Source organism: Pseudomonas fluorescens (assembly GCF_000967965.1).
Classification (GTDB): domain Bacteria; phylum Pseudomonadota; class Gammaproteobacteria; order Pseudomonadales; family Pseudomonadaceae; genus Aquipseudomonas; species Aquipseudomonas grandcourensis.
In genome coordinates, this window is record NZ_LACC01000025.1 from 152,714 (window position 1) to 165,283 (window position 12,570).

The 12,570-nt window shown below is 58.0% G+C and carries 12 protein-coding genes and 2 pseudogenes; 9 read left to right on the forward strand and 5 right to left on the reverse strand.

Annotated features, from left to right (window positions below; translation table 11 throughout):
- Window positions 1-370: 370 nt before the first annotated feature.
- Window positions 371-2,071, forward strand: coding sequence for a long-chain-fatty-acid--CoA ligase FadD1 (gene fadD1 / locus VC35_RS20590; protein WP_046042265.1), 1,701 nt, complete (start codon window positions 371-373; stop codon window positions 2,069-2,071).
- A 133-nt stretch (window positions 2,072-2,204) separates the two neighbouring features.
- On the opposite strand, the gene VC35_RS20595 is transcribed toward fadD1, so the two are convergent.
- Window positions 2,205-2,582: a hypothetical protein gene (locus VC35_RS20595; protein ID WP_046042266.1), complete on the reverse strand. Its 378-nt coding sequence runs from the start codon at window positions 2,580-2,582 to the stop codon at window positions 2,205-2,207.
- A 353-nt stretch (window positions 2,583-2,935) separates the two neighbouring features.
- Between VC35_RS20595 and VC35_RS20600 the strand changes: the two genes are divergently transcribed.
- Both VC35_RS20600 and def read left to right on the forward strand, forming a co-directional pair.
- Window positions 2,936-3,892, forward strand: a complete 957-nt coding sequence (locus VC35_RS20600) for a YihY/virulence factor BrkB family protein (RefSeq protein ID WP_046042267.1) — start codon at window positions 2,936-2,938, stop codon at window positions 3,890-3,892.
- A gap of 2 nt (window positions 3,893-3,894) precedes the next feature.
- Entirely contained in the window at window positions 3,895-4,434 is a 540-nt protein-coding gene (gene def, locus VC35_RS20605; protein WP_046042268.1) for a peptide deformylase, read from the forward strand.
- Between the two features lie 47 nt (window positions 4,435-4,481).
- On the opposite strand, the gene VC35_RS20610 is transcribed toward def, so the two are convergent.
- Window positions 4,482-4,898 carry a GNAT family N-acetyltransferase gene (locus tag VC35_RS20610; protein WP_046042269.1) on the reverse strand — a complete coding sequence of 139 codons (417 nt, stop codon included), beginning with the start codon at window positions 4,896-4,898 and terminating at the stop codon, window positions 4,482-4,484.
- 236 nt (window positions 4,899-5,134) lie between these two features.
- Here VC35_RS20610 and VC35_RS30055 point away from each other — a divergent pair, with 236 nt between their 5' ends.
- Window positions 5,135-5,794 (forward strand): fatty acid desaturase, encoded by a 660-nt coding sequence (locus tag VC35_RS30055; protein WP_404942366.1) that lies wholly within the window; start codon window positions 5,135-5,137, stop codon window positions 5,792-5,794.
- Window positions 5,795-5,923: 129 nt separating this feature from the next.
- Here the strand turns inward: VC35_RS30055 and gstA are convergent, their stop codons facing one another.
- Window positions 5,924-6,526, reverse strand: coding sequence for a glutathione transferase GstA (gene gstA, locus VC35_RS20620; RefSeq protein ID WP_046042270.1), 603 nt, complete (start codon window positions 6,524-6,526; stop codon window positions 5,924-5,926).
- Between the two features lie 99 nt (window positions 6,527-6,625).
- Here gstA and VC35_RS20625 point away from each other — a divergent pair, with 99 nt between their 5' ends.
- The 3 genes and pseudogenes from VC35_RS20625 to VC35_RS30370 all read left to right on the forward strand — a co-directional run.
- Entirely contained in the window at window positions 6,626-7,516 is an 891-nt protein-coding gene (locus tag VC35_RS20625; RefSeq protein WP_046042271.1) for a LysR family transcriptional regulator, read from the forward strand.
- Window positions 7,517-8,018: 502 nt separating this feature from the next.
- Window positions 8,019-8,687, forward strand: a pseudogene (locus tag VC35_RS30365) (PAS domain-containing protein); the annotation flags it as partial.
- A 138-nt stretch (window positions 8,688-8,825) separates the two neighbouring features.
- Window positions 8,826-9,233: pseudogene (locus VC35_RS30370) on the forward strand (methyl-accepting chemotaxis protein); the annotation flags it as partial.
- Window positions 9,234-9,306: 73 nt separating this feature from the next.
- Here the strand turns inward: VC35_RS30370 and VC35_RS20635 are convergent.
- Window positions 9,307-9,942 (reverse strand): glutathione S-transferase family protein, encoded by a 636-nt coding sequence (locus tag VC35_RS20635; protein WP_046042273.1) that lies wholly within the window; start codon window positions 9,940-9,942, stop codon window positions 9,307-9,309.
- A gap of 389 nt (window positions 9,943-10,331) precedes the next feature.
- Here VC35_RS20635 and VC35_RS20640 point away from each other — a divergent pair, with 389 nt between their 5' ends.
- Window positions 10,332-10,580, forward strand: coding sequence for a DUF6124 family protein (locus VC35_RS20640; RefSeq protein ID WP_046042274.1), 249 nt, complete (start codon window positions 10,332-10,334; stop codon window positions 10,578-10,580).
- A gap of 159 nt (window positions 10,581-10,739) precedes the next feature.
- On the opposite strand, the gene gntR is transcribed toward VC35_RS20640, so the two are convergent.
- Window positions 10,740-11,771, reverse strand: a complete 1,032-nt coding sequence (gene gntR, locus VC35_RS20645) for an HTH-type transcriptional regulator GntR (protein WP_046042275.1) — start codon at window positions 11,769-11,771, stop codon at window positions 10,740-10,742.
- Window positions 11,772-11,986: 215 nt separating this feature from the next.
- Here gntR and VC35_RS20650 point away from each other — a divergent pair, with 215 nt between their 5' ends.
- Window positions 11,987-12,520 (forward strand): gluconokinase, encoded by a 534-nt coding sequence (locus VC35_RS20650; protein WP_046042276.1) that lies wholly within the window; start codon window positions 11,987-11,989, stop codon window positions 12,518-12,520.
- The last annotated feature ends 50 nt before the right edge of the window (window positions 12,521-12,570 follow it).

Here is a 12,570-nt window from a genome sequence, read left to right on the forward strand (position 1 = left end):
CGCCTGGCGCGGATCGCGGGCAAGCCACGCTCCCACAGGTTCACTGTTGTGCACATACTATGTGTACGACGCGAATCTTGTGGGAGCGGGCTTGCCCGCGATGCTTTTCGGCGTACGCTAAAGCCCCGGTTTCTGCGGGCTACAGGTCTTTATAGGTTTTTTGCTCTAAAATGACTGCCTTAAGGTCTTGAGTCACAAATGTGACCGTAGAGGCCGCTTTTGGCTCTAGTCGACCCTTGGCAAAGCTGCTACTCTCGGCGCGCTTTGTGACTTCTCGGCCTTCTATCAGCCAGATTCACCAATGACCAAACACCAATAATAATCGCATCAAATGCGGTGCTGAATTCGCGTTGCTGAGGAGTGGGCTTCCATGATCGAAGACTTTTGGAAGGATAAGTACCCAGCTGGGATTGCTGCCGACATCAATCCAGACGAGTATCCGAATATTCAGGCAGTGTTGAAGCAATCCTGCCAACGCTTCGCCAACAAGCCGGCATTCAGCAACCTGGGCAAGACACTCACCTACGGTGAACTGTACGAATTGTCCGGTGCGTTTGCCGCTTACCTGCAACAGCATACCGATTTGCAGCCCGGCGATCGAATCGCCGTGCAACTGCCCAATGTGCTGCAGTACCCGGTTGCCGTCTTCGGCGCCATCCGCGCCGGGCTGATCGTGGTCAACACCAACCCGCTGTACACCGCACGGGAAATGGAACACCAATTCAACGACTCCGGTGCCAAGGCCCTGGTCTGCCTGGCCAACATGGCGCACCTGGCGGAAACCGTGGTGCCGAAAACCGGCGTCAAGCACGTGATTGTCACCGAAGTCGCCGACCTGCTGCCGCCGCTCAAGCGTCTGCTGATCAACAGCGTCATCAAGTACGTGAAGAAGATGGTGCCGGCCTACCACTTGCCCAAGGCCGTCAAGTTCAACGACGTGCTGAGCAAAGGCCTGGGCCAGCCAGTGGCCGAAGCCAACCCGGCCAGCGGTGATGTCGCGGTGCTGCAATACACCGGCGGCACCACGGGCGTGGCCAAGGGCGCGATGCTGACCCACCGCAACCTGGTGGCGAACATGCTGCAGTGCAAGGCGCTGATGGGTTCCAACCTCAATGAAGGTTGCGAGATCCTGATAACGCCGCTGCCGCTGTACCACATCTATGCGTTCACCTTTCATTGCATGGCGATGATGCTGGCGGGCAACCACAACATCCTGATCAGCAACCCGCGCGACCTGCCGGCGATGGTCAAGGAACTGTCGAAGTGGAAGTTCAGCGGCTTCGTCGGCCTGAACACGCTGTTCGTGGCCCTGTGCAACAACGAAGGCTTCCGCAAGCTGGATTTCTCCGCGCTGAAAGTCACCTTGTCGGGCGGCATGGCCCTGCAACTGGCCGCGGCCGAACGCTGGAAAGCGGTGACCGGTTGCGCCATCTGCGAAGGCTACGGCATGACCGAAACCAGCCCGGTGGCGACGGTGAACCCGATCCAGCACATCCAGATCGGCACCATCGGCATTCCGGTGCCGTCGACCCTGTGCAAAGTCATCAACGATGCCGGTGTCGAGCAGCCATTGGGCGAAATCGGCGAGTTGTGCGTGAAGGGTCCGCAAGTCATGAAGGGTTACTGGCAGCGCCAGGAAGCCACCGATGAAATTCTCGACAGCGAAGGCTGGTTGAAGACCGGTGACATCGCGCTGATCCAGCCCGATGGCTACATGCGCATTGTCGATCGCAAGAAAGACATGATCCTGGTGTCCGGTTTCAACGTGTACCCGAACGAGCTCGAAGACGTGCTGGCCACCCTGCCAGGCGTGCTGCAATGCGCGGCCATCGGAATACCGGACGAGAAGTCGGGCGAGGCGATCAAGATTTTCATCGTCGCCAAGCCGGGCGTGACCCTGACCAAGGAACAGGTGATGGAGCATATGCGCGCCAACGTCACTGGGTACAAGGTCCCGCGCTCCGTGGAGTTCCGCGATGCACTGCCGACCACCAACGTCGGCAAGATCCTGCGTCGTGAATTGCGCGATGAAGAGCTGAAGAAGATCAACGCGAAGAAAGCCACCGCGTAATCAACAAAAAGCCCCGCAGATGCGGGGCTTTTTGCATCTGTAGGAGCGAGCTTGCTCGCGATGGTCGTTAACGATAACGCGTGTTTACTGGTTAAACGCAGCGCTCTTGAATCCATCGCGAGCAAGCTCGCTCCTACAAGCGAAACGGCGCGAAGTTGACGTTGGTGCCCGCCGGGCGCATGTCTTGCAGGAAGGAGTCCTTGTCGGCGCTCAACTCCAGGCTCAATGCCGCCTTGCGCTTGCCTTCATTACGCACCACCAGGCCTTCGAGCTTCTCGCGCAGGAACACGGTCGGCACTTTCAGGTGCAGCAACTCATCGGTGTCCGGCGTGTGCATCAGCAGGTGAATCCACTCGTACTGACCGATTGCAAGGCGCGTCACCGGGAGGTCGAACCACCAGATGTTGCGGTTACGGTTCAGTTCGGCGAAGTGGCAGTTGTTGACGCCAAGCACAGCACCGCCGAGTTCCTGGTTTCTGCGGGCAATGGCCTGCTTTTTATCGAGTTTCATAACGTTCCTACGGGATTGGATCTTCAGCGCCAAGGCCTGAATGTGATGCGCATTCTCAAGGGTTGGCCCGCAAACATAAAGCGCAACCTGCACTGAACGATGAAATGTCGTGGTGAAACAAATGAAACTCCCTGCAAAAGCCCCTGGTCAACCTTGTGTAACGACTTTCCTGCATTGAAATGTCTTTAATGAAAAGAAGACGCGGCCATCTTCAGATGGCCGTTTTTGTGTCAGCCTGAACTTGCACGCTGAATTTGTTTCAAAGTCGCCAACTGGGCTACCTTGATGAAAGAAAACAGCCCCTGAGTCGTCACGACTTCAACCCAATCCGTATGCGGCGAATGGAGACGCGAATGATTTTCCCGGACATGAGAGGCTTGCCCCTGCACCGTGTGATGATGCGCACGGTCACCGAGTTCATCGCCGACGAGATGTCGACCTATGCCTCGGCGCTGGCCTATCAAATGCTCTTTTCGCTGTTTCCGTTCATTCTGTTCCTGATCGCACTGATCGGCTTCCTGCATCTGCCTGACTTCTTCTCCTGGCTGCGCCTGCAATCGGAACTCGTATTGCCGCCCCAGGCGCTGGAGCAGGTCAACCCGGTGATCGACCAGCTTCAGCAGTCCAAGGGGGGGCTGCTGTCAGTGGGTATCGTGATTGCGCTGTATACCGCCTCCGCCGGTGTGCGGCTGATGATGAGCGCGATGAACGCAGCCTACGACGTGGTTGAAGGGCGCCCACTGTGGAAACGCTTTCCGTTGTCGATCATCTACACCGTCGGCATTGCCGGCATGTTGCTGATCGCCGCGGCACTGATGGTGCTCGGGCCGCAGGTGATGAGCTGGATCGCTGCGCAGGTCGGCCTTGAGTACTTCATCGTCACGCTCTGGACCATCGCACGCTGGCCGGTGATCGTGATTTTGCTGATGGTCGCGGTGGCGTTGATCTACTACGTCATGCCCGACGTCAAACAGGAATTCCGCTTCATCACCCCGGGCTCAGTGCTGGCGGTGGTGGTATGGATCATCGCGTCCCTGGGCTTCGGTTTGTACGTCAAGGAGTTCGCCAACTACAACGCCATGTATGGCAGTATCGGTGCGATCATCGTGTTGTTGCTGTACTTCTACATTTCCGCCGCGGTGCTGCTGCTGGGCGCGGAAATGAATGCCGTGATCGAGCACATGTCACGAGAGGGCAAGGACCCTGGTGAAAAAGTGGCTGGCGAGCATGGTCCCGTCCATGAGGAAAAACACCACGTGTCGGGCCTGGGCCGCGATCACTCACACAAACCGACCATTGATGAAACCTGATCATGATTCGTGAAATTCTGAAAATGGGCGATGAGCGCCTGCTGCGCATTGCCCCGCCAGTGCCGGTCGAGATGTTCGACAGCCCCGAACTGTGGCAACTGATCGATGACATGTTCCAGACCATGGAAAGTGTGGGGGGCGTTGGCCTGGCCGCTCCGCAGATCGGCGTCGACCTGCAACTGGTGATCTTCGGTTTCGAGCACAGCGAGCGTTATCCGGATGCCGAGGCCGTGCCGCAGACGATCCTGATCAACCCGTTGATCACACCGCTGAGCCCGACCCTGGAAGAGGGCTTCGAAGGCTGTCTGTCCGTGCCTGGCCTGCGTGGTGCGGTGCAGCGTTACCAGCAGATTCGCTACGAAGGCGTCGACCCCAAGGGTGAACCCATCGTGCGTTTTGCCTCGGGGTTTCATGCGCGGGTGGTGCAGCATGAGTGTGACCACCTGATCGGCCGCCTGTACCCGTCGCGCATTACCGACTTCAGCAAGTTTGGCTTCACCGAAGTGATGTTCCCGGACCTGGATCCCAACGCGGACGAATAGATCACCGCAAAACCCTGTGGGAGCGAGCTCCAACTGGCTTGAGTAAGTTAAACGGTTGGTTCCAACCCCATCGCAATCATCGGCTTGCTGCGCGCATAGCGGCTCAACCGTTCAACCATCGCGTAAGGCATCGGCGGATCGAACGTAAACCCGCGTCGCTCATAAAAGCCCCGCAAATCCGGATGGCAGAACAACCACACCGGCAGTTCGCACTCCTTCACCGCAGCCGCAATCAACCCGGCGGCAAGCCCTTGTTCGCGACACCCCGGATCGACAAATAACCCGGTCAGCCAATGTCCACCGGACACCGGCCGTAAACACAGCACGGCAACGATCTGCTCACGCCGGGCCACCCACAGCTGCGCATCGCGCACGGCTTTCATCGACGATTGGTGAGCGCGGTAGAACTTGTTCATCAATGGCCATAACGGCTCGTCGAGCAGGGTGAATTGGGTATCGGGCATGGTCTCGGACTGTCGGTGTGCAAAGCGGGCGATTATAAAAGAACGCGCGCGCCGGGATAGGTGTATACCTGATCTCACATCCCCATGAGTGGAGTACGCATCATGTCCAAAGGTATGGATTCAAAGAAAGCGGCGAAAAAGAAACCGGTGAAAACCGCCATTGAAAAGCGCGCGGACAAGAAAGCCAAGAAGGTCGGGGTGTTCGGTCACTGATTCAGCGTTGATTGATCGCTCCCATGCAACATGGGAGCGATCCTCCAGAAAATAATCTGCAAGATTTCCCAAGGCCAATGCACAGAAGGGGACTGGTCCCCGATCTGAGCAACGCCATGCCCCATTACTTTGATAGCGCCCACCAAGAAGAAATCGAAACCCTGCGCCGACGCTTCACCGCGCGCACCGAATGGCCGACCTGGTTGCTGTTGATCGGTGTATGCAGTGGCTGGTTTGGTATCGTGTTGAACAGCCATCGATTGGGTTTGTGGTGGAGCACGCTGTTGCTGATTCCTTTGCTGGTGCTGTGGTTATCCGTGCAACACGAACTGCTGCACGGCCATCCCACGCGCTGGCCAACCCTGAACAAAATCCTTGGCTACGCGCCGTTTGCCGTCTGGTATCCGTACACCTTGTACCGCGATAGCCATTTGCTGCATCACCGTGACGAGGATCTGGCCATCGGCGTATCGGCACTGTTCAAGGCGCAATACTCGGACCTGGTGACGTTCTTTGAAAAGGTCGATCTGCCGATCGATCTGTTGAACCAGACCCTGGGTCAGATGAGTGAAAAACGACAGAAACCCCGTGAGGTCGTCGAAGCGTTTTTGCGTGAGCAGCCGCAGGTGTGGAAGGGCTGGGTGCCGGGGGAGGTGGTTAGCAAGGTGAGTGCAAGCTTGTAGTTTTGTGCTGTCTGGAAGGTAGCCATCGCGAGCAGGCTCGCTCCCACATTAGGTCTGTATTGCCCACACATCCCGTGGTCAACCAAGATCCCCTGTAGGAGCGAGCCTGCTCGCGATTGATCTCAAGTCTTACGCCAATTCGGCGGCCAACGCCGCTTTCACCGCCGGCCGCTGATCCACCCTGGCTTGAAACCTTGCCAACGCCGGCCACTCATTCAATTCAATATCGAACAACCGAGCCCAACGCAGCACCGTAAACAAATACGCATCAGCAATGCTGAACCCGCCCGCCATCAAGTAATCCTGCCGCTCCAGCGTCTGGTTCAACACGGCAAAACGCTTGAACAATTTCTCCTTGATCAGCGCTTTCATCTCTTCGGGAAATCGAGCGTTGAACAGCCAACCGAGCCCGCCATGAATCTCCGTCGAGATGAAGTTCAGGCATTCCTGTAACCGTACCCGCTCGAATGTCTCCTGCGCTGCGGCCAGTTTCGCTTGCGGCCGCAGATCAGCCAGGAATTGCAGAATTGCCGGCCCTTCGGTCAGCACTTCGCCGTTATCCAGTTGCAAGGCTGCGACGTAACCCTTGGGGTTGATGGCGAGAAAGTCGTCGCCGTCGGCCGTGGTTTTGCTGATGTTGTCGACGCGGATCAATTGGAAAGGCAGTTCCAATTCGCGCAACACAATGTGTGGCGCCAGCGAGCAGGCTTCGGGGGCGTAATACAGCTTCATGGGGCGGGCTCTGGTTGTGGATTTACGCCAGTGTCATAGTGCGCGGTGCCACCGATAAAATTAATCTTTCAGAAAACTGCCATAAGGAAAGCTACTGCCATGATGAACCTGATGCACTGGCGAATGGTGGTGGCTGTGGCGGATACCGGCAACATCACCCGGGCCGCCGACCGGGTCGGTATGACCCAGTCAGGTGCCAGCCAGGCCCTGGCCTTGATCGAGGAAAACCTCGGTGTTCAATTGTTCACCCGGGAAAACCGCCAAACCTTGCCGACAGCCATCGGCCTGGCGGTCATCGAGCAGGCGCGGACCATGCTCGGTGCGCTGCAAGCCATTCGGAGCACCGTCGAGGCCGCAAAAGGTGTTGAACGCGGGACGATTCGCCTGGCCAGTTTTCCCATGGTCCTGGCGACCTTTCTGCCGCCTTTGCTGCGTCAGTTCAATCGGCTTTACCCCGGCATTGAGGTGGTTGCCCTGGAAGTCAGCGATGACGAAGTGGAAACCCTGCTCGACGCGGGACTGGTGGATGTCGGCGTGGTCCTCAATCCGTCTGCCGAGCGCAAGGCCAGTCCATTGGGACGCGATGCCTGGATGGCGGTATTGCCCGGCGGCCATCTGCTGGCGCGGCGTTCCCATGAAGAAGGCGTCTGCCTCGAAGAGTTGGTGACGCAACCTTTTGTACTGGCCACGGGCGGTTGTTCGACCAATGCGCGAAGCCTGGCTGCCGATGCGGGGCTGCAACTGCAGGATGTGCGCGTCGAGGTTCGCGAATGGAGCAGTGCGTTCACCCTGGTGCGGGAAAACATCGGCGTGAGCCTGGTTCCGGAGATGACGCTGCCGGGTAATCGGCAGGGTTTGCGCGTGGTGCCGGTGCTGCCGCAGATCGACCGTGAGTTTGCTTTGGTGGTCGCGACAAACAAACCACCGTCGGCGGCGGTGCAAGCCCTGCTGGGTATGCTCGACAGACGGCAACCCCCAACAAGCAGCTGAATCGTTTTTGTCCTCAATGCTGGCCGACTAGTGGCCTTGCAAGCCCAAGGTTGCTGTCTATGATCACCTGTAACTAACCATGTCGGCCGTGATGGGGCGGTCGATGTCTTGGCGAAAGAGTGCGCAATCGAAGGCGCCAACACTTGATGACAAGGAGCTGTCCGCTAAATGGAATTTGTTGTGAACCTGTTAGGGTTGGCCCGCATGCGGGCTATCAAGAGAAGGATGTCTTGATGAGCGTGTCGCTATAAGGACCCTCCGATTGATCATCAATTATCACCTGACTAGTCCTTCTTTTTTGGAGGGATGCGTGTGCCTGTTCCATGGAACGTAGTGGTGGATGTGAAAGACCTGCAACTTTCATCAATCAAAAAACCGCGCTGAAGGTGATACAACAATGTTCAACCTACATCACAAGGCTGACCTGCTGGAAATCGAACGATTCAGCTGTGCGCTGACTGAGGCTAATGCCAAGTTGGCGGTGATCAGTCGTTCGATGGCGATGATTGAATTCACTCCGGACGGCATTGTCATCGATGCCAACGAAAACTTTTGCAATGCCATGGGCTACAGCGCCGACGAAGTGCGCGGCAAGCATCACCGGGTCTTTTGCGAAGAGCAGTATTACCGCAGCGATGAGTACACCAAGTTATGGCGCGACCTCGCGCGGGGCGAACCGCTGAGCGGGACCTTTTTGCGCTTGCACAAGAGTGGTCGGGAGATCTGGCTCGAAGCCAGCTACATGCCGGTGCTGGGCCCCGACCGGCAGGTGAAAAGCGTGATCAAGGTCGCCACCGACATCACCTCACGGGTCAACAAGGAACACGAAAACGAAAGCAGGCTCGCTGCGATAGGCCGTTCAATGGCCGTGATCGAGTTCACGCCCGAAGGCAAGGTCATCACCGCCAACGAGAACTTCCTGAAAACCATGCAGTACTCGCTCAACGAAGTGGTGGGGCAGCATCACAGCCTGTTCTGCCACCGTGCCGAAGCCGAGTCCCAGGGTTACCGGAATTTCTGGGCTTCGCTCAACCGCGGCGAATATCACTCCCATCGTTTCGAGCGCAGGAACAAGCAGGGTCAGACAATATTCCTGGAAGCCTCCTACAACCCGTTGTTCGACGCCAAGGGGCGGTTGTACAAAGTGGTCAAGTTCGCCAGCGATATCACCCACCAGATGACCACCCTGCAAACCGCCGCTGAATCGGCCCACAGCACCTCGGTGCAAAACGACGTCTGTGCGCGCAAGGGTTCCGAGGTGGTGCAGCAGACGGTGCAGATCATCCAGGACATTTCCCGGGACTTGAACGAGGCGGCATTGAGCATCGACGCCGTGAGCAAACAGTCCGACATCATCGGCACCATCGTGCAGACCATTCGTGGCATTGCCGATCAGACCAACTTGCTTGCGCTAAACGCGGCGATCGAAGCGGCCCGCGCCGGTGAGCACGGGCGCGGGTTTGCGGTGGTGGCCGATGAAGTGCGCAGCCTTGCTGCGCGCACCAGTCAGGCGACGCTGGAGATTGTCGAGGTGGTGCGCAAGAACCACGATTTGTCGTTGAGTGCGGTGTCGAGCATGCAATCGAGTCTGAGTCGAACCGGGCTCGGCGTTGAATTGGCGAACGAGGCAGGGGAGGTGATTCTGGAAATCCAGCAGGGTTCGCGGCATGTGGTGGATGCGATCAGTCAGTTCAATTCGACGTTGCAATTGAACTAGCCGCGGCAAATGAAAAAGGGTCCCGGTAGAGGGACACTTTTTTATTGTGTGGTGGGCAGCAACCTGTGGCCATTCAGGGCAAGCCGTTGCAGCCGTGCTTGAGGAACCCCGGACGCTGCGCCAGGCGCTGGAAATACTCATCGACAGCGGGGAAGTCAGGCCGGTCGATCGGCGTCATCAGCCAGCGATTGACCGATAAACCGATGACAACGTCTGCCAGGGAAAAGCGTGGTCCGGCGACATACGCCTTGGTGGTCGCGAGTTGATGTTCGAGGATGCCCATTTTCTGGTTCCAGCCGCGGATGCCGACTTCGAGGCGATGGGCGTCCTGGAACTCCGGGTCCTTGCGCACCAGCGCCATGAACGCATAGCTCCAGGAAGGATTGAGCTCGGTGGCTTGCCAGTCCATCCACTGTTCCACCCGGGCGCGTGCCGCCGGTTCGGTGGGCAGCAGATCGTGCTGGTGTTGGTGTTTGCCGGCCAGATAGCGGCAGATGGTATTGGATTCCCACAACACGCCGGCTTCATCGATGATCACCGGCACCTGTGCGTTGGGATTGAAGCGCAGGAACTCGGGGCTGTGGGTAGATGCAAAACCACTTCCCCAGTCCTCGCGTTCGTAGGTTATGCCCAGCTCCTCGCAGGTCCACAGGACTTTTCGGACGTTGATGGACGAGGCTTTGCCGAGAATCTTCAGTGTGTGTTCCATTTGAGCAACTCCATCGCGTATGGCGTATGTGTAATTGTAGGAGTGGTCTGTAGGAAAGGCGTTTCGGCAGGTTTTCGCTACCTACGATTTCTTGCGTCATTGCCTACAACTACGCCAGAATCCGCCGGCTTGTGCGCCTGGTATCCGGACTCTATCGTTCCGTGTCGCTGCAAATTCAGCGATCGGGTCTAGCAGCCTGGATACTTTAGACGCATGACGTCCATCCTTCGTGATCTTGCCTGTCAGTTCACGTTATGGCGGTTGTGCGTGGGAAGACCTTCGGGTCTACCGGGTTCTAGAGTCCTGGTCTGCTAGCCCGCGCACGGCTGCCACCTTGTTTTTCGTCTAGCAGCGAACTGTGGCAGCTCCATCACTCTAGGAGCATTGCCATGTTCAAACCCACGCCCACCCCCCCACGCAATCCCAGCCCAATGTTCTCCATCTCACCCGGCATCAACAACGAGACTCTGTTGGCGCACGCCTGCGAATCGTTGGCCTCGGCGAGTGTCATGACCAATGACTTTGCTGCTTTTCTGGAAGGTAGCCAGCGCAATACGGCATTGGCGATCGCACAGATCATCATGCTGGCTGAACTGGCGGTGAATCGTGTGCTGGATAACCTCGATCCGCAGGATTAATCGCGGAAACTGTGGCGAGGGAGCTTGCTCCCGTTCGGCGGCGTAGCCGTCGTAAACCATGACATTCGGTGTACCAGATCCACCGGGAACGCAGGTTTTGGGGCCGCTTCGCAACCCAGCGGGAGCAAGCTCCCTCGCCACAATGGATATGTGTCTCGCTTATGTACTCTCCCGCACCTTCAACTCAAACCCCATGTCCTGCACCGGCTTGGCCACAGTGTTGCCGGCCATCAGCGTCAGCATCTGCTCCGCCGCGCGGCGGCCGATGGCTTCGCGCGGGGTGTTGATGCTGCTCAGGCGTGGGACCATGTGTTCGGACATGGGCAAGTCGTTGAAGCCGAGGATCGCCACCTGTTCGGGGATCTTGATCCCATTGCGCATGGCTTCGAGCAAGGCGCCCTGGGCCAGGTCGTCGTTACCGAAGAAGATCGCATCGACATCCGGATGACTGGCCAGCAGTTGCAGGAACAGCTCGCCGCCGAGGCCGACGGAGGAGGAGCGGGGGGTCAGCACTTCCAGGTCCGGGTCATACAAACCGGCCTTTTGCAGGGCTTTGCGGAAGCCTTCGCCGCGCAGCAAGGTGCGCTGATCCAGTTGCGCGCCGATGTAGGCCAGGCGCTTGCGGCCGCGAGACAGCAAGTGTTCGGCAGCCGTTTCGCCGGCAGCCAGTTGCGAAAAACCAACGCAATTGAGCCCGGCCGCGCTGTCCAGTTCCATCATGTACACGCAAGGAATGTTGCTGGCTTCGATCATCCGCCGCGAACTTTCGGTGCGGTCGAAACCGGTCAGCAACAATCCGCGCGGCTGATAGGCCATGTAGTTGCGCAGCAGGTTTTCTTCTTCATCGCGCGAATAATGGAAGTTGCCGATCAGCACTTCGAAACCCTTGGGGCGCAAAACCTGATGAATGGCTTCCAGGGTATCGATGAACAGCAAATTGGATAATGAAGGCACCAACACCACCACCGAATGGCTCTGGGCCGAGGCCAGGGCGCGGGCGGCGGGGTTGACCACATAGTTGAGTTCCAGCGCCGCTTTCTGCACCTTTTCCACCAGTTCGGTGGCCACGGTGCTGACGCCCCGCAAGGCGCGGGAGGCGGTGATCGGGCTGACGCCGGCCAGTCGGGCAACTTCGTTCAGGGTAGGGCGGCCAGTGGTACGGGTATTTTTATCGTTCTTGGTTGTGTTCATCGACGGCTTGCCAAACAAAATTCAAGGCACTAAGGTAGCGCTGTCTCGATGCAGCTGCAAATGCGTGAGCGAGGGTTCGCCTGATCCTTGCTTTTTGGTGTCGGGACCTAACCTGCTGCAACCCATAAAATGACAAGAAAGGCGTCGGCAACTTCTGCTTTTGGTCTAGTGTCATAACTGGCAAAGGTAGCGCTGTCTGCGCGCTGAGGTGTTACATGAATCATCCCATCACCGCCCTGGTCATCATGGGCGTTGCCGGTTGCGGCAAGACGTGCGTCAGCGAGGCCTTATGCCACTTGAGCGGCGCCACTGCCATTGAAGGCGACTCTTTTCACCCTGCCGCCAACATCGAAAAGATGAGCGCGGGTATTCCCCTGAACGATGAAGACCGTGCCGGCTGGCTCGACAGCCTGTGCGATGAACTGCGCCGTGTCGACGCCATGGGCCAGCGCCCGGTGCTGACCTGTTCGGCGCTCAAGCACGTCTATCGCGAACGTCTGCGCAGTGCCTTGCCGCGCCTGGGCTTCGTGTTCCTTGAGTTGACCCCCGAAGTCGCCGCCGACCGTGTGTCCCATCGGCCAGGCCACTTCATGCCGTCGACCCTGATCGACAGCCAGTTCGCCACCCTCGAATCGCCGGTCGGCGAGCCGTTGACCCTGGCGCTGGATGCTTCGACCCATAGCGTCGAACAACTGGCAGCCCAGGCTCATGTCTGGTGGCAGGCGCATGGCCTGAAGCAGGCGGTATGACTGTGTTTGCAAAGACAGCGCTGTCCTCACGACTTCTGATCAACCCGCTT

Excerpts from the sequence above, each read along its gene's own strand:
- fadD1 (WP_046042265.1), top strand. The coding sequence starts at position 371 with ATGATCGAAGACTTTTGGAAGGATAAGTACCCAGCTGGGATTGCTGCC.
- VC35_RS20595 (WP_046042266.1), bottom strand. The coding sequence starts at position 2,582 with ATGAAACTCGATAAAAAGCAGGCCATTGCCCGCAGAAACCAGGAACTC.
- VC35_RS20600 (WP_046042267.1), top strand. The coding sequence starts at position 2,936 with ATGATTTTCCCGGACATGAGAGGCTTGCCCCTGCACCGTGTGATGATG.
- def (WP_046042268.1), top strand. The coding sequence starts at position 3,895 with ATGATTCGTGAAATTCTGAAAATGGGCGATGAGCGCCTGCTGCGCATT.
- VC35_RS20610 (WP_046042269.1), bottom strand. The coding sequence starts at position 4,898 with ATGCCCGATACCCAATTCACCCTGCTCGACGAGCCGTTATGGCCATTG.
- VC35_RS30055 (WP_404942366.1), top strand. The coding sequence starts at position 5,135 with ATGCAACATGGGAGCGATCCTCCAGAAAATAATCTGCAAGATTTCCCA.
- gstA (WP_046042270.1), bottom strand. The coding sequence starts at position 6,526 with ATGAAGCTGTATTACGCCCCCGAAGCCTGCTCGCTGGCGCCACACATT.
- VC35_RS20625 (WP_046042271.1), top strand. The coding sequence starts at position 6,626 with ATGATGAACCTGATGCACTGGCGAATGGTGGTGGCTGTGGCGGATACC.
- VC35_RS20635 (WP_046042273.1), bottom strand. The coding sequence starts at position 9,942 with ATGGAACACACACTGAAGATTCTCGGCAAAGCCTCGTCCATCAACGTC.
- VC35_RS20640 (WP_046042274.1), top strand. The coding sequence starts at position 10,332 with ATGTTCAAACCCACGCCCACCCCCCCACGCAATCCCAGCCCAATGTTC.
- gntR (WP_046042275.1), bottom strand. The coding sequence starts at position 11,771 with ATGAACACAACCAAGAACGATAAAAATACCCGTACCACTGGCCGCCCT.
- VC35_RS20650 (WP_046042276.1), top strand. The coding sequence starts at position 11,987 with ATGAATCATCCCATCACCGCCCTGGTCATCATGGGCGTTGCCGGTTGC.